Genomic DNA, 19,153 nt, shown 5'->3' with positions numbered 1-19,153 from the left:
CGATCACGCCGTTTCGTTTACCTCCAGTAACCCATCCGCAATCTTCCTATCATTCGCCAGACGCGGCACTTTATTCTGACCGCCCAGTTTACCCTGCGATTTCATATACCGCTGAAAAGCACCGCGTGGCAGACTGGTCAGTTTCAGCGGTTGCAGAATTGACCCAGTAATCAGATCGTCGTAATAAACGTTTAGTTCTGTCAGGCGATTGTCTACATCTTGCGCGAAAGCCTGGATGTTGTGCGGGGGCGTAGCGAACTCAACCAGCCATTCGTGATAAGGCAAACCTTCTGTGGGACTGACCATGGGGGCAACCGTGAATTCGACAACTTCCGTTTCAGGGTGCTTCTGCATGGCGTCTTTCAGGGCTTTCTCGACTTCTTCGCCAATAACGTGTTCACCAAAGGCCGAAATGAAATGCTTGATCCGGCCCGTCACCAGTAGCCGATAAGGCTCGCGCGATACAAACTTAACCGTATCACCGAGCGAATAACCCCAGAGCCCGGCGTTGTTGTTAATAATCACTGCGTAGTTTTTGCCCAACTCGACTTCATCGATTGTGAGACGGCGCGGGTTTTCGGTGAAGTACTCGTCGGCGGCAATGAATTCGAAAAAGATGCCGCTGTCCAGGAGCATCAACAGCCCCTCTTCTGTTTGCGAATCCTGAAAAGCAATAAAGCCTTCGGAAGCCGGATATGTCTCAATTGAATCGACGCGCTTGCCTATGCTTTCAAACAGTTTGGCGCGGTAGGGTTCAAAGTTGACCCCGCCGTAAACAAAGACTGAGAAATCCGGAAAAACGTCTTTGATCAGTTTGCCTGTGCGTTCCCGAATCCGGTCGAAGTACATCTGTACCCAGGGTGGAATTCCGGAAATGAGCGACATCGGCTGCGGCAGAGTTTCGTCGATGATCCGTTCCAGCTTCGCTTCCCAATCGTCGATGGTATTGGTTTCGTAGCTGGGTAGCTGGTTAGTCCGCAGGTAGGCAGGCACGTGGTGGTTCGCAATTCCCGACAGCCGTCCGATGTTGATGCCTGCTTTTTGCGTCAGTTCCGGGCTACCCGAAAGAAAAATAAGTTTTTTATCCAGAAATGCGCTGTTTCCCGTTTCATCAATGTAGTTCAGCAGCGCGTCGCGGGCGGAGTCAATGTGGTTGGAGATCGAATCCTGGCTGATGGGAATGTATTTGGTACCCGAAGTGGTGCCCGAGGTTTTGGCCATATACAGCGGCTTTCCTTTCCAGAGCACGTCGGTTCCGCCGTTCAGAATCTGTTCGATGTACGGTTTCAGGTCCTCGTAATCTCGTACGGGAACCGCCTGCCGGAATTCGGCAATTGTCTGTACGTCTTTCAGGCGGTGGTCCTGACCGAATACCGTATCGCGGCCGCCGTCGATCAACCGTTGAAACCAACGCTGCTGAGCCTCGTCAGGCTGGTACATCCAGGCTTGCTGGCGCTCGACAACCCACTTGGCTAACGGCTTACTGACAACTGAACGAATTCCCATAATAGTGCAAAAGTAATGTATAATAGAGAATGAATCATGCAAAATGGTTCTGGCAGCTTCTCAAGGCTATTTCCCGTGATTGCTTGATCATTATACATTCCGGTGTGACGACATTGTCTTGAATAATCTATATTTTTGCAAACTTTTAAAACCTGTATCCGTAATAAGGCGTTCGGCGCTTGCTATATAATGGGACTTTTTAATTTTTTAACCAGCGATATCGCGATTGACCTGGGCACAGCGAATACCCTGATTATTCATAAGGATCGGATCGTGGTGGATGAGCCCTCGATTATTGCTATGGATAAGGCGAGCGGCAAAGTACTGGCGATTGGCCACAAGGCCATGCAAATGCACGAAAAGACTAACGAAAATATTAAAACGATTCGTCCCCTGAAAGATGGCGTTATTGCCGATTTTACGGCCGCTGAGCTCATGATTCGGGGAATGATCAAAATGATCGATACGGGCAGTAAACTTTTCTCGCCGTCGCACCGAATGGTTATCTGCATTCCGTCGGGAATCACCGAAGTGGAGAAGCGGGCGGTAAAGGATTCGGCCGAACATGCAGGTGCCAAAGAAGTGTACATGGTACACGAACCGATTGCAGCCGCTATCGGTATAGGCATCGACATTACGCAGCCCAACGGAACGATGATCGTGGATATCGGGGGCGGGACGACCGAAATCGCTGTCATTGCGCTGTCGGGTATCGTCTGCGAACAATCGATCCGGATCGCGGGTGATGTCTTTACCCGGGACATCGTCGATTACATGCGTCGGGAGCATAACCTGCTCATCGGGGAACGGTCGGCTGAACAAATCAAAATGGAAGTGGGCTCGGCTCTGCCCGAACTCGACAACCCGCCAGCCGATTATGAAATCCGTGGTCGTGACCTGATGACCGGGATTCCGAAAGAAATTAAGGTAACCTACAGCGAAATCGCGTATTCGCTCGACAAGTCCATCTCGAAAATCGAAGAAGCTACCATGAAAGCCCTTGAAATTTCGCCACCGGAACTGTCGGCCGATATTTACACCAACGGCATCCACCTGACGGGGGGGGGCGCCCTGCTGCACGGACTGGATAAACGGCTGGGTGCGAAAACCAAGCTCCCAATTCACGTGGCCGACGATCCGCTCAAGGCGGTCGTGAAAGGTACGGGCGAGGTCATTAAGAACCTGGATTTATATAAGTCAGTTCTGATCAGCTAACGTAGTGCCGGGCTGGCTGGTCCGGCTGCGAACCGACTGCTATGCAACCGGGCCCGGAGGTCCGGCACTACCACCCCATGGGCGAATTAGTAGACTTTTTTATTCGAAGTCGCCACTTCATACTGTTTGTGCTGCTGGAGGTACTTTGTTTCTACTTCATTATCAACAGCAGTAACTACTGGAGTGCTACGTATTTCAACACCTCGAACCGCTACGTAGCGAAGGTCATGGCCTGGTCGAACGCAGCTAACGAATACGCCCGTTTGCGGCAGGTAAACGCCGATCTGGCGCTGGAGAATCAACAGCTCAACGCCAGACTGACGCAGTTGCTGCAAAGTAAGCCCGCGGCACCTGCTGCCTATCAGGCGGATTCTGTGTTTGCAAGCCGGTTTAAATTTACGGTGGCGAAGGTAGTGAACAATACTACCCAATTCGCCAACAACTACATTACCATCGATAAAGGGACCGACGACGGAATTCGACCGGGTATGGCTGTCATTTCGCCGACTGGATTGGTGGGCAAAATAAAAGTTTGCAGTCCGCACTTCTCGTACGTTATCTCGATTTTGCACTCCGAGTTCCTGGTATCCTCAAAATTGGTGAAAGCCAACGAGATTGGTTCGACCCGCTGGGATGGGGTTAATCCACGGTTGATCAAACTGATGGATGTTCGGCGGGATAAACCCGTCAGTCAGGGCGATTCAGTCGTTACGTCCGGGTTCAGTTTAACGTTCCCACCCGGTATTCTTATTGGGCGCGTTCGGTCCGTGGGTGTACAGCCGAACCAGACGTTTCATGACCTGACGCTCGATCTGGCAACCGACTTTAGTAACCTGGCCTTTGTATACGTTGTCGAAAACCAACTGCAAAAGGAGCAGGAGCAATTGGAAAAAGTTGAAAAGGAAAAATAGAACAGTAGACGGCTGTCGGTAGCCATTTGCCATGTTTGTGGCTAACCACTGATAACCATCGACTGATGACTACACTAGATGACCCTACGCGAAATCCTGTCTACGGCCTTTTTGTTTGTTCTCTACCTGGCGTTGCAGATTCTGCTCGTGCGGAATGTCGTGTTGTTCGATTATGCGTTCTGCTTTATTTACATTGCCTGCATTTTGTTGCTGCCCAATGAGATCAGCATGACCTGGCTCCTACTCATCGCTTTCGTAACGGGCGTCCTCGTGGACACGTTCTACAACACGCTGGGTATGCACGCGGCCGCAACGGTCCTGATGGCTTACTGCCGACCGCTGGTGGTACGCGCCTTTATCGACGTACCGGGTTTGGAGACACGAATCGAGTTTGGGTTGCGACAACTCGGAGCCGGACCGTTTTTCCGGTACGTGTTAGTGCTGACGCTTATTCATCACACCGCCCTGTTTTTTATCGAAGCCAGCAGCTTATCGCTCTTCATACCTACCCTGATTCGGGTAGGAGCCAGTACCTTACTGACAACCGTCAGCATTGTGCTAATCCAGTTTTTCACCCGCAACTAATTGGCGTATAAAAGTGGTTGTGAGTTTACGGCTTTGCCTGTTTATAAACCGAATTATAGCCCAAAATCATGGCTGAAACACTTTTTATCCCCCAGACAACCGAGCGAAAAGCCATTTACGAAAGCCTGATTCCGCAGGTAGCCGCGCTCATCGAAGGTGAGTCGGATCTGGTGGCTAATCTTGCCAATATCACCGCTGCTCTGAAAGAGGCCTTTGGCTTTTTCTGGATCGGTTTTTATTTGAAAAAAGACGACCAACTCGTTTTAGGACCTTTTCAGGGGCCCATTGCATGCACCCGCATCGGGTTTGGTAAAGGGGTTTGTGGAGCGGCTTATTCCCGCCGGGAAACCATTCTGGTGCCCGATGTGGAGCAGTTTCCCGGCCATATTGCCTGTAGTTCAGCCTCGAAGTCTGAAATCGTCGTGCCCGTGTTCGACCGGAACGGCGGGGTCATTATGGTGCTGGACGTAGACAGCGACCAACTGAATGATTTCAGTGAGGCCGATGCCGAAGGGTTGGAGCAAATCGCTGCGTTGATTACCCGAACGCTGGCTGATTAAGTTCAAATTAAATCCCGCCGGGTTATTAAACCTGGAGGCCCTTCAACAGTCTTAGGTTCACAGTAAACCAAAAGAACCATGTTGAAGAAACTTGCTTTGAGCGGGCTTATGCTCTCGCTCCTTTCGTTACCACTGCTGGCTCAGCAAAACACAACCCCCGACCCACAAGCGCAGACAACCACGCGGATAGGGAAAAACCGGTCTATGGGTCAACGCCCAATGGCCGATCCGGAAACACGAGCCCGCAAAATGACGGACCGGATGACGCAGGAGCTAAGTCTGGACAAGACGACCTCTCAAAAAGTGTACGACGCCACCTTATCCCGTGCGCAGAAAGTAAATGCCATCCAGGCTAGCACCGACGATAACCATGCGAAAGCGCAGGCCCTGAAAGCCAATGCCGACGATTACAAAGCCAAGCTGAAAAGCCTGCTCACCGCCGATCAGTTTGCCAAGCTGGAATCCATGAAAGGGCATATGCGCAAAGGGCACGGTCGCCCCAACGATGCTAAAGAGGACACTGATCAGAAGTAGATCAGTTAAGAAGTAATTAAAATCCGGTCGCCTGTATGTTGGAATCATCCACCAGCATACAGGCGGCCGGGTTTTGTTTTGGGTAGACCTAAGCAGGTGTGTGCCCGTCTTGCAGTAAAGTTTTACTCCCGTGTTCTTTTAAGGTAAACCGTTTGCCTGATAGCTATGTCTTCGTTCCTTTCCCGCCGTTCCTTTATCGCTAAGTCGTCGTTGACAGCCCTGTCAGCTGTGGCGGCACCGACCATCCTATCCGCTAAATCAGCTCGAACCCGTAAGGATGTGATCACGATCGGCCACAATAATTTCCGGTATCGGGTGGTACCGGGCTGGGGTGTGCTGGACCCAGCGACGAATCCGGTAAACGACTGCCACGAAATGGTACTGGATGCCAAAGGCCGGGTTATTCTGTTGACGAACGAGACAAAAAACAATATTCTCATATACGATAAATCTGGTAAGCTCCTCGAAAACTGGGGCCATACGTACCCCGGTGGACACGGGCTGACCCTGGGTGGTGAAGGAAGTGATCAGTTCCTGCTGATTACCGATACCGACCGCCATCAGGTGATCAAAACCGACCTGAAAGGCCGGGAATTGATGAAACTGGACTATCCGAAAGAAAGCGGAAAATACGATTATCCAAGCCAGTTTAAACCGACCGAAACGGCCATCAATCCGGCAAATGGTGATATCTATGTCGTAGACGGCTACGGTCTGAACTACGTCATGCAGTACGATAAATCCGGTAAGCTGATTAAAGTGTTTGGCGGCAAAGGGGAAACTAATGACACCTTCGACTGCTGCCACGGAATCGCCGTAGATCGGCGGGTAGCGGGCAATCCGACTTTATTGATTACCGATCGTCGGCACAATGCGCTCAAGCGGTTCTCGCTGGATGGCAAATACCTGTCGACCATCGCTTTGCCGGGTTCGTTTATCTGTCGGCCCGTTCTGCATGGCGATAATATCTACGGCGCTGTGTTTCGCAGCACATCCGATGCCTACCCGGATTCAGGCTATATTACCATTCTGGATAAGAATGACAAAGTCGTTTCGACACCGGGCGGTACGGCACCAGTATATCAGGATGGTAAACTCGCCGAACAGCGTAAGGATCGGAGCAATTCACCATTTCTGCACCCGCACGACGTGCTGATCGATGAAGATGACAATATTTACGTAGCTCAGTGGGCCTCTAAAAAGACGTACCCTATCAAACTGGAGCGGGTTGCCTGATGTGCTAATGAGGAATGTATCTATGCTGCTGCAGGTAGCCACTGCGCCCCCCGCCGACTGGGTATTGTTCTGGGGGCATTTTCACCCACTCATCGTTCACTTACCTATCGGGTTTCTGCTTATTGCAGGCTTGCTCGAACTAGACCGACTGACGCGCCGGAATTCGGTGAGTCCCCACACTATTACGCTGATTCTATTCTGGTCGGCCGTTAGCGCCACGATGGCCTGTATTTTCGGCTACATGCTGTCATTGGCGGGCGGTTACGACGCCGAAACCCTGGAAGCGCACAAATGGCAGGGAATCGGTGTTACTGCTCTGGCGTGGGTTGCCTGGTCGGTTAAGTCGGAGAATCTGGGACGGTTTGTTTCGTTTGCTCCGCTCTTATATTTACCGGTCCTGGGTATTGCTTTGTTGCTTTTGCTATCGACGGGGCACCTGGGCGGTAACCTGACTCACGGGTCTGATTACCTCACTCAATATGCACCAGCCCCCATTCGGACGCTGACGGGGGTAGGGCCGAAGCAAACCAAAATGACATTCGAGCCAATCACCGATGTCGCTCAGGCGAAGGTATATCAGCAGATCGTCAATCCGATTCTGCAAACCCGCTGTGTTCAATGCCATAATGCCGATAAGTCCAAAGCGGGTTTGCGACTGGATGGGCCCGACCAGATCAGGAAGGGCTCCGAAGATGGACCGGTACTGGTAACGGGCAACGGCCGGAAGAGTGGTCTGGTAAAAGTTTGTCTATTGCCCGAAGAAGACGACCATCATATGCCGCCTAAAGGCAAGCCGCAACTGACCGATAGCCAGGTGGCCCTGCTGACCTGGTGGATCGATCAGGGCGCTACCTTCGATAAAAAAGTATCCGATCTGAAGGTCAGCGATGCCATTCGGCCTGTTCTGGCTTCGCTGGGTGGCAATGGACCGACATCAGCCGAAGGTGCCCGCGTGGCCAGCAGCGGTCCCGCCCCCGAGTCGCCGGTACTGACCATGAAAGTGCCCGCGGCCGACCCGAAGATAATCGACGAGGTGAAGAAAACGGGTTTACTGGTTCTGCCGTTGTCGAAAGAGCAAAATCAGCTCGAAGTGAGCGCCGTAAATATCCGAACGTTCAGCGATGCACAGGCCTCCGTTCTGCCAAAGCTTAGTAATCAGATCGTTTGGCTTAAGCTCGGCGATACGGAAATCACGGACGCGGCACTGGCGCAGGTTGCCAGGTTGAAGAATCTCCAGAAACTACATCTGGAGCAAACCAAAATTACAGATGCCGGGCTGAAACAACTGAACGGGTTGAGTAATCTGGAGTACCTGAACCTCTACGGTACGGCTATCACCGACGCGGGGCTGGCTGAACTGCAAAGCCTGAAGAGCCTGAAGACCGTCTATCTCTGGCAAACCAAAGTAACCGATCAGGGAGTAGCGGATTTGAAAAAGGCAATGCCCCAACTCGACGTCATTGGCGGACTCAATGAGCAGGCTATTGCCGAGCTGGCCAAAAAAGCCTCGGAAACGCCCAAAGAGGAAAAGAAACCGTAGCAGTCCATTGGTTGAGCAGGCTTTTATTACAACCCGAGTTATGGCAAAGGTCAATACTGATTTAAGGGGAGTAAAGTCCTTATTAAACAGTTTTAATTAGGCCTTGAATGTCAACGAGCTCTTCCAAAGGGTATGTCTTTACTGCTGGATTTTCTAAGTAGTGTTCTGGAGACATACATCGGTCTCGAACATTTCGACTTAAATAGGGCTCTAAAAGTGTATAAGTTAAGTATTTAATCCATAGGGAGCAGGTTTCGATCTGGACGGTAGCAGGGTCGGATTGATCTAGTAGCTCTTGGTAATAAAGCAGCGTAGCGCGTAAAATTTCGTATTCGGAAGGCTTAAAAGCAGCTCTATGTTGAATAATTCTTTCTAACCAAGAGGCTTCTATAATAACCGTAGAATCTAAAATATTAATTACTTGAGTCGGTTTAAGTTTATCCTGGTAAAAGTGAGCAAGTTCTTTCCAGGAAGTCCAACGAACTCGGTCAATGGACAAATCAGCCTGTCTTAGAAAAGTATAAAGCAATATAATTGTCTGCTGGTCAATAGTCATTCATCTGAAGAGTCTTTGTTTTGTCATCCCGACGCCAGGAGGGATCTTAGTGCATCCTGACTCACTAACGAATAAGCTTTAAGGTCCCTCCTGGCGTCGGGATGACAAAAATTAGCTATAACTCACGAACCTAGGCATTAATACGTCAGGGTTCGATCGCGGGAAATTGTGCGCCATTCGCCGGTTAGCCTGCCCGCTTCAATTGTGAACCCACGCTCATAAAGCGCACAGGTCGGACAAATGTGATTCGGCAAGCCATACAAGACGTCGCCAATGCGATAACCGTGATTTTCGCCCGCTTCCAGCACTAGGTGTTCTTCGCTCTGCCCGACGGCCTGTAAGTCGGGGGCATTCAGGAACGTGACCCGCTGCTCTAACGGCGACTCGGCCGCAATAGCTTTATGGCCCAGGTCCAAACAGATTTTTGTAGGGCCCGGCAGCGATATAACCCTGGCTACGACCAGCGCGGCCGACTGAAAAGGTTGCTCCGGCAAAATACCCAGATACGTCTTGTCCCAGTAGACAAACGTACCGGGGCTGCACTCGACCTCTCCCCGCTGAGCATGAATCGGGAAACTCGGGCTTCCTCCCGCAACGATGACCGGCTTTCCGAAACCGAGTGCAGTCAACTGGTCGCTCAATTGTTGTACGGGCGCAAACGATGCGTCGCACTCTGCTTTCCGGGCGGCTAGGTCCGGATTGCGCATGTGCCCATCATAGGCATGCAGACCTACGGGCCGTATGCCTTTCAGTTGGCTAAGTTCGGTATAGAGCGAAAGCACATTCTTGTCGGGTGTAATACCCGTTCGATTCATCCCCACGTTCAGATCGATATAAACTGGAACGACCAGCCCCGCTTCCTGAGCCTGGGTTGACAGCTCGCGGGCGGTGTCGAGGTTATCGACCAGGCAGGAAAACTGTGTATCGGGGTAAGCTTTCATCAGTGCCAGCAGCCGGTGCATCTTCACCCCGTTCGGCTGATAGGCCAGCAGCACATCCGGCGCGCCAGCCTGAGCCAGCATCTCCGCTTCGGCAATGGTGGCACACTTGAATTTGCGGATACCCGCTTCGAGCATGAGCTGCGTGGCTTCCCGGGTTTTGTGCGTCTTTACGTGCGGACGTAAGCGGTTAACATCGTCGATTCCATCGACCAGCAGCGCGATATTCTGCCGTACACGGTCCGGATAAATAACCAGAGCGGGGGTATCGATCTGGTTCAGGTCGTCGATTTGGTACCAGGACGTTTGCTCCATCGGTCAGGCAAGTTCAAACAGAGCCTCGATTTCGACCGGAATGTTGTCGGGCAGCGATCCCATACCCACAGCAGAGCGGACCCCAATGCCGTTTTCTTCACCCCAAACGGCCGCAAACAGTTCGCTGCATCCGTTGATGACATACGGATGCCGTTTGAAATCGGGTACGCAGTTGACCATACCCAGCACTTTAATGACCCGCTTCACGCGGTCGAGGCTACCGAGGTTGGTGCGAATGGTCGACAATATAGCCAGGCCTACCTGCCGGGCCGCCAGTTTACCTTCCTCAATATCCATATCTTCACCAATGCGGCCGATGATTAGGCTTTTGTCGTCTCTGACGGTACCATGCCCCGAAACGTACAGGTACTTGCCGTCGATCAGGTAAGGTTTATAAACACCCAATGGCTGAGGAGCAGGTGGTAAGGAAAGACCCAGTTGCGCAAAAGCAACCTCGGGTGAAATCGTGTTCGTTGGCATAAACAAAAGAGTTGCAGTTCCGGATTGACAGCTACTCAGTCCGAAAATTTGTTTGAGCGCTCAAATTAACGCTTTCGTCAAACATTCTTGTCCTCTTTGGTCCATCTGCCGGCATCGGTAAAAAAACTGCTTCATTTTAACCGAAAAAATCATATATAACCAAGTTTTAATCCTGAATTTGAACGGAACTACCCCATGTAAATGTTACCTGAAAGTGGGTTGGCTACATTGTTTTTTCGGATTGTATTCAGGCCTGTCTGGCAAATTCCCTATTGTGACTAAAGTGCCCTCCGGTCGGTAAAATTGGCTGTTTAGATGATAAAATAGGTTATTTTTAGCACGTCTTACCACGCTAATTTTGTAAGGTTCATTCATTCTCAACTCGTTCGTTAGCATGTCTGTCTGGTCTGACATACGATTTAGATACGCTCTGGTTACTGCAACGGTGGGCCTGTTCAGTACATCGGTCTGGCTCACATCCTGCCATAAATCTGTTGACAAACCAGCTGATATTGTGGCGGTTGAAGCCAGTTTGCCCGAAAAGGTCGATTACAACCTGCACGTAAAACCTATTTTGTCGGACCGCTGTTTTGCCTGTCACGGACCCGATAAAGCCAAGCAGCAGGCGGGTCTGCGCCTGGATACACCCGAAGGCGCTTACGAAGCACTGGCCAAAAGCGGGCACACAGCTATCGTACCGCGGGACTTGGCCAGCAGCGAACTGGTACACCGGATTCTTTCGACCGATCCCGACGAAATGATGCCAACTCCGAAGTCGAATCTGACATTGACGACGGAGGAAAAAGCCCTGCTCATTCGCTGGGTAGAGCAGGGGGCCGAGTACAAACAACATTGGTCGCTCATTGCGCCCACGATGCCCCAAATTCCGAAAGTAAGCGACGAGCGGTGGGTGAAGAACGATATCGACCGGTTTGTGCTGGCAAAGCAGCAAAGCCTCAAAGCGCCGGGATTTTCTGCATTGCCCCACGCGCCCGAAGCCGACAAAACGACATTACTCCGGCGTGTAACTCTCGATTTGACCGGTTTGCCACCAACACCGGCAGAAGTCGACGCTTTTTTGGCTGATCAATCGCCTAATGCGTACGAGAAAGTGGTCAACCGGCTGCTGAACAATCCGCACTATGGCGAACGGCAGGCCGTCGAATGGCTCGATGTGGCCCGCTACGCCGATACGGACGGGTATCAGGATGATGGCCTGCGTACCATATGGCCTTATCGTGACTGGGTCATCAAAGCCTTTAACCGTAACCTCTCGTTCGATCGCTTCGTTACCTGGCAGCTCGCGGGCGATCTTCTGCCGAATCCAACGCAGCCCATGTTGTTGGCGACCGCTTTCAACCGGAATCACCAGCAAAGTCAGGAGGGCGGTATTGTGGACGAAGAATACCGAACCGAATACGTAGCCGACCGGGTCAATACGTTTGGCAAAGCGTTTCTGGGGCTGACTACTGAGTGCGCCCGCTGCCACGATCATAAGTATGACCCCATTAGCCAGAAAGATTACTACTCACTGTACGCCTTTTTTAACAGCAACAACGAGCGGGGGCAAATTCCGTACAATGGCGAAGCGGCTCCGACCATTACCCTGACGACACCCCAAACGGACGCCCAGCTTAAATACATCCGCGAAGAGCTGACTCCACTGGAACAGAAGCTGAACATCAATCAATCGGATTATCAGCAACGCTTTTCTCAGTGGCTGGCAGGTCCTAAAGCCGCAGGTAGCCCGTCGAACGTCGGGCTGATTGCCCATTATACATTTGATGAAGCGGATCGCACAGATATCAAAGCGTATGTGAAAGCGGCCAACGAAAAGCGGAAACTGGAAGACGAACAGCGCAGAAAAGAAGAAGAGCGGCTCAAAAAACTTGGCAAAAAGCTGCCGGAAGAAAAGAAGGTAGCCAAACGCAAAACCAAAGAAGAGCTTTGGAAAGATCCACGAAACGCGTTTGCCAACGAAGTGAACGATACGATTCCGGCGTGGCTGGGTGGCGACTCGGACAACCTGCCATACAGCGTGCCGGGCCGGTTTGGAAATGCCCGGTATTTGCCCGGTGACAGTTACATCAGCCTGCCGTCCAATTTTGCCGTTTTTGAACAAAACGAGCCGTTTACGATCAGCAGTTGGTTTAACCTGGCCAAAGCGAACAGCGCTGCTACGCTGCTGGGCCGCACGACTGGCCCGATGGACGGTCAGCGCGGCTATCAGCTCGACTTGCTGGCCGACGGACGCCTGAAACTAACGTTGAACCACGTGTGGCCTGCCAATGCACTCGACATCGAGTCTGTCGATAAAGTGCCTGTTCATCAGTGGTTCCAGGTGGCTTTTACCTACGATGGGCGTGGGCAAACAAATGGCCTGTCGTTATATCTGAACGGAAAACCCATGCGGACGCGGGTCATCACCAACAACCTTCAGCACAGCATTGTCTATGGGAAAAATAAGACCCACTGGGCTCAGCATTCGTTTTACATTGGCCGAATGCACGATTATTTTTATCGGGATATAGCCGTCGATGAGTTGCGCATTTATAACCGCTGCCTGACGCCCCTCGAAATGACCGGGCTGGCTACGGGTACCGATGCCCTCGCGCTTGCGCTGCAGACGCCCACTACCAAGCGCACACCTGCTCAGCGTGCCAGCCTGTACACCTACTACGTTACGACGCAGGATTCGGTGTACCGGAAAAATTTTGCCGATGCCATGTGCCTGCGTGGTGAGCAACTGATGTTGTACACGAATTCCGACCAGGTGATGGTCATGCATGAGCGGAAATACCCGCGACCGACGCATCTGCTGAAACGGGGAGCTTACGACGCACCGGGCGAACTGGTGACGCCCGCCGTGTTGCATAGCATGACACCACTCCCCGCCAATTTCCCCAGGAACCGGCTGGGGCTGGCCAAATGGTTGCTGATGCCCGAAAATCCACTGTTCAGTCGGGTAATGGTCAATCGGTTCTGGCAGCAGTACTTTGGCCAGGGAATTGCTAAAAACAGCGACGACTTCGGCAACCAGGGTGCTTTGCCGAGCCATCCCGAACTGCTGGATTATCTGGCAGTGCGCTTCCGTGATTCGGGCTGGAATACGAAGGAAATGCATAAGCTGATCGTTATGTCGGCGACCTACCGGCAATCGTCGGTGGTAAGCGAAAAAGCCAGAGAAGCCGACCCCGACAATGTGTATTTAACCAGGGGAGCCAGCTACCGGATGTCGGCCGAACAAGTGCGCGACAATGCGCTGGCCGCGAGTGGCCTCCTGACGCAGCGGATCGGTGGACCAAGCGTACGACCGTATCAGCCCGCTGGTATCTGGGAAGCGCTGGCTACGCGAAATGCCGTAAAATACATACAAAGCCAGGGTGATAGTTTATACCGGAGGTCGATGTACACGATCTGGAAACGCTCGTCGCCCGCGCCCATGATGCTTAACTTCGATGCCTCCGAACGACACACCTGTATTGTCAAGCGACAGAAAACCAGCACGCCGTTGCAGGCGCTCGTGACGCTCAACGATCCACAGTTTGTGGAAGCTGCCCGGGTGCTGGCGCAGCGGGCCATACCAACGCCAGGAGATCACATCGGTATAATCTTCAAATCGGTGATTAGTCGGCCCGCCCGAATCGAGGAAGCCGCGCTGATGAAACAGCTCTACGAGGAAGAACTGGCTGATTTCAGGAAGAATCCGAAGCGGGCGTCGGAGTTGCTGTCAGTAGGGGAGTATCCGGTGGATAAAACCCTGAATCCGGCCGAATTAGCCGCCTGGACCGTGGTGGCGAGTACCATTATGAATTTCGATGAAGCGATTATAAAGCGGTAAGGGCATGGGGCTCGGGGCTAAGGGTTATTTCCCTTTACCCCATGCCCTCTGCCCTCTGCCCATGCCTATGGACATTCAGGATCAAATACACGACCAATTTAGTCGCCGAAATTTTTTGGGTCAGGCGGGCGCGGGCCTGGGTACCATTGCCCTGGCGTCGCTGCTGAATCCGACGAGTTTATTCGGTGGTACGACCGCTCCCGGTGAAAACCCAGCCGTCGGGAAACCCCATTTTCCGCCCAAAGTGAAGCGGGTGATCTACCTGTTCCAGAGTGGAGCGCCTTCGCAGTTGGAACTGTTCGATTACAAGCCGAAACTCGAAACCATGTGGGGGCAGGATTTGCCCGCATCGGTTCGAAACGGACAACGGCTGACCGGCATGAGCGCCGGTCAGAGTCACTTTCCGCTGGCAGCCTCGAAATATAAATTCGCGCAGTACGGCCCCAGCCGCATGTGGATCAGCGAACTACTGCCGCACACGGCCCGCATCGCCGATGATCTGACCTTTATCCGGTCGCTCAACACGGAGGCCATCAATCACGACCCCGCCGTTACGTTCTTTCAGACCGGAAGCCAGCAGGCCGGCCGCCCGTCGTTCGGCTCGTGGATTAGCTACGGATTAGGGTCTGATAACCAGAATCTGCCGGCCTTTGTCGTTTTGCTGTCGAAAGGGCGTAACGGCGATCAGCCGCTGTATGCCAAACTCTGGAGCAACGGGTTTCTGCCGTCGGTACATCAGGGCGTAGTCTTTCGATCCGGACCGGACCCCGTGTATTACCTCAACAATCCGCCGGGTATCGATAAACCCAGCCGTCGTCGGATGCTCGATTACCTGACCAAGCTCCATCAGGAGCAATTCAGGCACGTGCTGGACCCGGAAATCAATAGCCGGATGGCGCAGTATGAAATGGCGTACCGAATGCAAACGTCGGTCCCCGAAACCCTCGACATCTCGAAAGAACCCGATTATATTTTTGACATGTATGGCCCGGAAAGCAGGAAGCCGGGTACGTTTGCAGCCAACTGTTTGCTGGCGCGCAAGCTGGTCGAAAAAGATGTGAAGTTTGTCCAGCTCTATCATCAGGGCTGGGATCAGCATGGGAATCTGCCGAACGATATTAAAATTCAGACGCAAAGCGTCGATCAGCCGTCGGCCGCTCTGATTCAGGACCTGAAGCAGCGGGGATTGCTAGACGATACGCTTGTGATCTGGGGCGGTGAATTCGGGCGGGGGAGTTACTCGCAGGGGAAACTCACCAAAGACAATTACGGACGCGATCACCATCCGCGTGCGTTTACCGTCTGGATGGCCGGTGCCGGGGTCAAAAAAGGACTGGTTTATGGCGAAACTGATGAGTTTGGCTATAATGTCGTTAAAGATCCGGTGCACGTTCACGATTTTCAGGCAACGGTCCTGCACCTGCTTGGCATCGATCACGAAAAGCTGACATTCAAAAACCAGGGGCGACGGTATCGGCTGACCGACGTGCACGGCAAAGTAGTGAAATCTCTGCTGGCCTGATCAATAAAATTCTACCACAAAAAGTCCCTTCCGATAAGCAAAACCGGTGGGGACTTTCTCTTTTCAGGCAGAACGTACATTTTTGCGGGCAGGTAGCTTTCTGCCGTTTACGGTTCAGAAGCAGGTGCCAAAGATAGCCTGACGAAACCCCGCCAGGAATAAACTCGTTAGCAGTAGCAGGGGCTTGCCTTTGGCAGGTGGTCACAACAACCCTATTTGTAACGTATGCAGCAGCAATTAGATGTATGGATTCGGGCTATCGTTCGTTGGTTCGGTTACATCCCTAACCGGGATTTGTCGGGGTGGATACTCCTGATCACGGCCTGCCTGCTGGGCCTGATCGTCGATTTTGTCATTACTCAGATAATCCGGTTCATTGCCCGCCGACGGCCCTTTCAAACGATTACCCTCCTGAAAGTCCATGCTCGCTGGGCGTTCTGGGTTTTTGTACCGTCTCTGTTTTTTCTCCTGGCAACCGACCTCCAGTCGGAACGGTTTCTGCGTCGGCATCCGATTGCCGACAAGACGGCCGAAGTCCTGTTTTTAATTACTACGACCTGGTTAATCGTTCAGGTGCTGAAAGTGAGCGAATTAAGGCTTGTCGATCAGTACGATACGACCAAAGATGCTAACCTGTCCCACCGAAAATTTGTTACGCAGGTGCGATTTATCCGGCGAATTGTTGCCTTTGCCGTTATCGTTCTGGGGGCGTCGTTGGTGCTGATCTCGTTTCAGGGTAGTCGTAAAGTTGGGCTGAGCGTGCTCACATCGGCCGGGGTCGTGTCGGTTGTCATTGGGTTTGCTGCTCAGAAAACCCTCGCTAATTTGCTGGCTGGTATTCAGATTGCCTTTAATCAGCAAATTCGGTTAGACGATGCCGTTGTGGTCGAGAAAGAGTGGGGGCGCATCGAAGAAATTAACCTGACGAACGTTATCGTACGACTCTGGGACCGCCGTCGACTGATTCTGCCCATTACGTATTTCGTAGAAAATCCGTTTGAAAACTGGACTCGCTCCGATGCGTCGATCATCGGGTCGATTTTAATTTATTTGGATTATACCATACCGGTCGAGCGAGTTCGGGAAAAGGCGCGTGAACTGGCCCAGAATGATCCGCTCTGGACCGGCGAGACGTTTGCCGTGCAGGTGACCGACATTCAACCGAGCAGCATTCAGGTACGGGTGCTGGTTTCAGCGCCCGACTCGCCGTCGGCCTTCGATTTGCGTTGTCACCTGCGGGAGGGGCTCATCGCTTTCATTCGAGATGAGTATCCGCAAAGCCTGCCTCATACTCGGTTGCTATTATCCGAAGAGCCTAAAGCGAAGGAAACTACGAAAGTTTCTGAGCAGATCGACCAATAAAAAAAGCCTGGCAGAAAGCCATTAGCCTGGGTCTTGTACGACTCCACATATGGTAAAAGACCGTCGCGTTGCCGCTTTGACTTAAAATGAAACTCCAGTATATCATGTTGACCATTCGCGACAACCTGAACGAGACGTATTCTGATGTGTATACCGCTGAAGCGCTACAAGCGCTTTCGGTACTGGCCCCTTTTAATAAGCGTATCAAAGAAGTCATGACCGCTCGGCTGAAACGCCGTGCTGACCGGCAGCAGACCCAAACGAAAATCAGCTTTCCGGATCCGGAGAGCACCATTGGGGGAACGGCCATCCGAGTGCAGGACGCCCGCGATGGCAGATTTGAAGGAGCCGTGATTCCGGCTGATCTACAGCGCCAGTGGATACAGGGCACCGGTCCGGCTGCTAAGCCTAACGCGCCTGTCGAAAGTAGTATTCGCAATGTGGCGTATGCCCTGCTTTCCGGGGCCGATGGCTGGATGTTCGATGGTGAAGATGCCCTGGGCCAAATCACGACCATGTCGCTCGATAACCAGCGAAACCTGAAACTGGCCATTCATAAAGACCCCCTGTTTCTCTCCGTTGCCGAACAGGTAGCTGCTGAGATGAATCGGTGGGCCGAGTCGTTTCTGGGCCATAAGACCATCCTCGACTGGAAAGAGCAGCTAAACTTTACAACGAAAATATTTCGGGCGCGCGGACTGCACCTCGACGATCGTCATATTCGCGATGCAGACGGAGTGGCTATGGCCGCTTCTATCGTCGACCTGACACTCTATGTAGTAAACAACTACCAGGCGCTGCAACAGGCAGGCTCGTCGATTGTGTTGTACTTGCCTAAAATTCAGACAGCCGAAGAAGCCGGTATCTGGAATGCGCTGATCAGTGCGCTTGAGAATCATCTGAACCTGGCCATTGGTACTGTCAAGGTATACGTACTGGTCGAGCAATTGGAAGCTACGTACCAGTTGATGGAGATTCGGGCGGTTCTGGGTAAGCATTTCGTGGGATTCAATACCGGTCGCTGGGATTATATCAACAGCGTCTCCGACGCCATGGCCTGGGATAATGGCTTCGTCAATCCGAATATCGAGTCGATTACGATGACGTATGGCTACATGCGGAATTACGAAGATCGGGTTCGGCGGGCGGTCAATACCCCCGACCTGAACGGTAATTTCGCCTTGTGGCAGGGTGGTATGGAGCCAAATATTCCGGTCGGTTCGGAAGCAGGGGTTGCCGCCAGCATGCAGAAAGCTGTTTCCGGAGCTGAACGCGAACAGCGCGAAGGGGCCAGTGGAAAGTGGGTAGCTCACTGGAAAATGGTCCACATTGTCAGACCCGTCTGGGAAAAAGCGGGGGCCGCCAATCAACTGGGTCGTGAGTTTCCGCGGCTAACCTATACCCAAATGGATGCCGATGGTCTGATTGAACTGGAGTCTGCTCCGATCAACATTCGGGGCGCCCGGAACCTGTTGAGCGTAGCACTCCAGTACGGCAATGCTTTTGGACAGGGTATGCAGGCCGCTGCGCTGAAACCCGCCGACTTCTTTGGTAACGACGATATTTTGTACCTCATGGAGGATATGGCTACCGGCGAAATCCGGCTGAGTATTCTCTGGGAATGGTTGCACAAAGGGGCCAGGCTAACAGAAGCCGACCCGGAAACCGGCGTTGAAGCGGGCGATGTTTTTTCGGAAGCGTTGTATAAAACATTGCTCGATCAGGAGTATGATAAATTGCTGAGAGCCAGCTCTAAGGATGTATTCGATGCATCAAAAACAACCACCTTGCCCATTGCCAGAGAAATTGCCACCGTCTATGTACTTAGCCCGATAAAAGCGCCCTGGTTTGTGGATCTGCTAAATATCAACCTCAATAATACTGACCTGACGGAGGCCAGACGCCGAATCGACCTTTACATGGATACGTTGACAAACGAGGGAAAACGGATTACGGAAAACCTCGATTTTATGCAAAGCAGGTGACCGCAGATTTCAGTGCATTGTGATGAGCCTACTGGATACTAAATTGGTGAAAAGCATACTAGCCCCC

At 52.3% G+C, this 19,153-nt stretch carries 15 protein-coding genes; 11 read left to right on the top strand and 4 right to left on the bottom strand.

Features of this window, described 5'->3' with window-relative positions:
• Positions 1–3 precede the first annotated feature (3 nt).
• On the bottom strand, positions 4–1,506 hold the full coding sequence (locus ACYVC2_RS31855) for a GH3 auxin-responsive promoter family protein (RefSeq protein ID WP_461109656.1): 1,503 nt from the start codon (positions 1,504–1,506) through the stop codon (positions 4–6).
• 189 nt (positions 1,507–1,695) lie between these two features.
• Between ACYVC2_RS31855 and ACYVC2_RS31850 the strand changes: the two genes are divergently transcribed.
• The 7 genes from ACYVC2_RS31850 (at position 1,696) to ACYVC2_RS31820 (ending at position 8,087) form a co-directional block, all read left to right on the top strand.
• On the top strand, positions 1,696–2,721 hold the full coding sequence (locus ACYVC2_RS31850; protein ID WP_163954706.1) for a rod shape-determining protein: 1,026 nt from the start codon (positions 1,696–1,698) through the stop codon (positions 2,719–2,721).
• Between the two features lie 77 nt (positions 2,722–2,798).
• The gene (gene mreC / locus ACYVC2_RS31845) at positions 2,799–3,632 is read left to right on the top strand and encodes a rod shape-determining protein MreC (RefSeq protein ID WP_461109751.1); all 834 of its coding nucleotides are present in this window, start codon (positions 2,799–2,801) and stop codon (positions 3,630–3,632) included.
• Positions 3,633–3,710: 78 nt separating this feature from the next.
• Entirely contained in the window at positions 3,711–4,217 is a 507-nt protein-coding gene (locus ACYVC2_RS31840) for a hypothetical protein (protein WP_461109654.1), read from the top strand.
• Between the two features lie 68 nt (positions 4,218–4,285).
• A complete protein-coding gene (locus ACYVC2_RS31835; protein WP_461109652.1) occupies positions 4,286–4,777 on the top strand; it encodes a GAF domain-containing protein in 492 nt (163 codons plus the stop codon).
• 78 nt (positions 4,778–4,855) lie between these two features.
• On the top strand, positions 4,856–5,311 hold the full coding sequence (locus tag ACYVC2_RS31830) for a DUF4890 domain-containing protein (RefSeq protein ID WP_461109650.1): 456 nt from the start codon (positions 4,856–4,858) through the stop codon (positions 5,309–5,311).
• A 165-nt stretch (positions 5,312–5,476) separates the two neighbouring features.
• The gene (locus ACYVC2_RS31825; protein ID WP_461109648.1) at positions 5,477–6,547 is read left to right on the top strand and encodes an NHL repeat-containing protein; all 1,071 of its coding nucleotides are present in this window, start codon (positions 5,477–5,479) and stop codon (positions 6,545–6,547) included.
• 7 nt (positions 6,548–6,554) lie between these two features.
• Positions 6,555–8,087, top strand: coding sequence for a leucine-rich repeat domain-containing protein (locus ACYVC2_RS31820; RefSeq protein ID WP_461109647.1), 1,533 nt, complete (start codon positions 6,555–6,557; stop codon positions 8,085–8,087).
• A gap of 82 nt (positions 8,088–8,169) precedes the next feature.
• Here ACYVC2_RS31820 and ACYVC2_RS31815 read toward each other — a convergent pair whose 3' ends face one another.
• The 3 genes from ACYVC2_RS31815 to ACYVC2_RS31805 form a co-directional block, all read right to left on the bottom strand.
• Positions 8,170–8,643: a hypothetical protein gene (locus ACYVC2_RS31815; RefSeq protein WP_461109646.1), complete on the bottom strand. Its 474-nt coding sequence runs from the start codon at positions 8,641–8,643 to the stop codon at positions 8,170–8,172.
• Between the two features lie 137 nt (positions 8,644–8,780).
• Positions 8,781–9,896, bottom strand: coding sequence for a D-TA family PLP-dependent enzyme (locus ACYVC2_RS31810; protein ID WP_461109645.1), 1,116 nt, complete (start codon positions 9,894–9,896; stop codon positions 8,781–8,783).
• Positions 9,897–9,899: 3 nt separating this feature from the next.
• On the bottom strand, positions 9,900–10,376 hold the full coding sequence (locus ACYVC2_RS31805; protein WP_461109644.1) for a RidA family protein: 477 nt from the start codon (positions 10,374–10,376) through the stop codon (positions 9,900–9,902).
• Positions 10,377–10,770: 394 nt separating this feature from the next.
• Here ACYVC2_RS31805 and ACYVC2_RS31800 point away from each other — a divergent pair, with 394 nt between their 5' ends.
• From ACYVC2_RS31800 to ACYVC2_RS31785, 4 genes are all read left to right on the top strand, one after another.
• Complete coding sequence (locus ACYVC2_RS31800) at positions 10,771–14,217, top strand: DUF1553 domain-containing protein (RefSeq protein WP_461109643.1); 3,447 nt, start codon at positions 10,771–10,773, stop codon at positions 14,215–14,217.
• Between the two features lie 67 nt (positions 14,218–14,284).
• A complete protein-coding gene (locus ACYVC2_RS31795; protein WP_461109642.1) occupies positions 14,285–15,739 on the top strand; it encodes a DUF1501 domain-containing protein in 1,455 nt (484 codons plus the stop codon).
• 225 nt (positions 15,740–15,964) lie between these two features.
• A complete protein-coding gene (locus tag ACYVC2_RS31790; protein WP_461109641.1) occupies positions 15,965–17,101 on the top strand; it encodes a mechanosensitive ion channel family protein in 1,137 nt (378 codons plus the stop codon).
• An 86-nt stretch (positions 17,102–17,187) separates the two neighbouring features.
• A complete protein-coding gene (locus tag ACYVC2_RS31785) occupies positions 17,188–19,086 on the top strand; it encodes a malate synthase (protein WP_461109640.1) in 1,899 nt (632 codons plus the stop codon).
• Positions 19,087–19,153: the final 67 nt, after the last annotated feature.

It is taken from the genome of Spirosoma koreense (genome assembly GCF_054777875.1).
The sequence above is the reverse complement of the archived record's forward strand: the minus strand, read 5'-3'. Positions and strand labels throughout refer to the sequence as shown.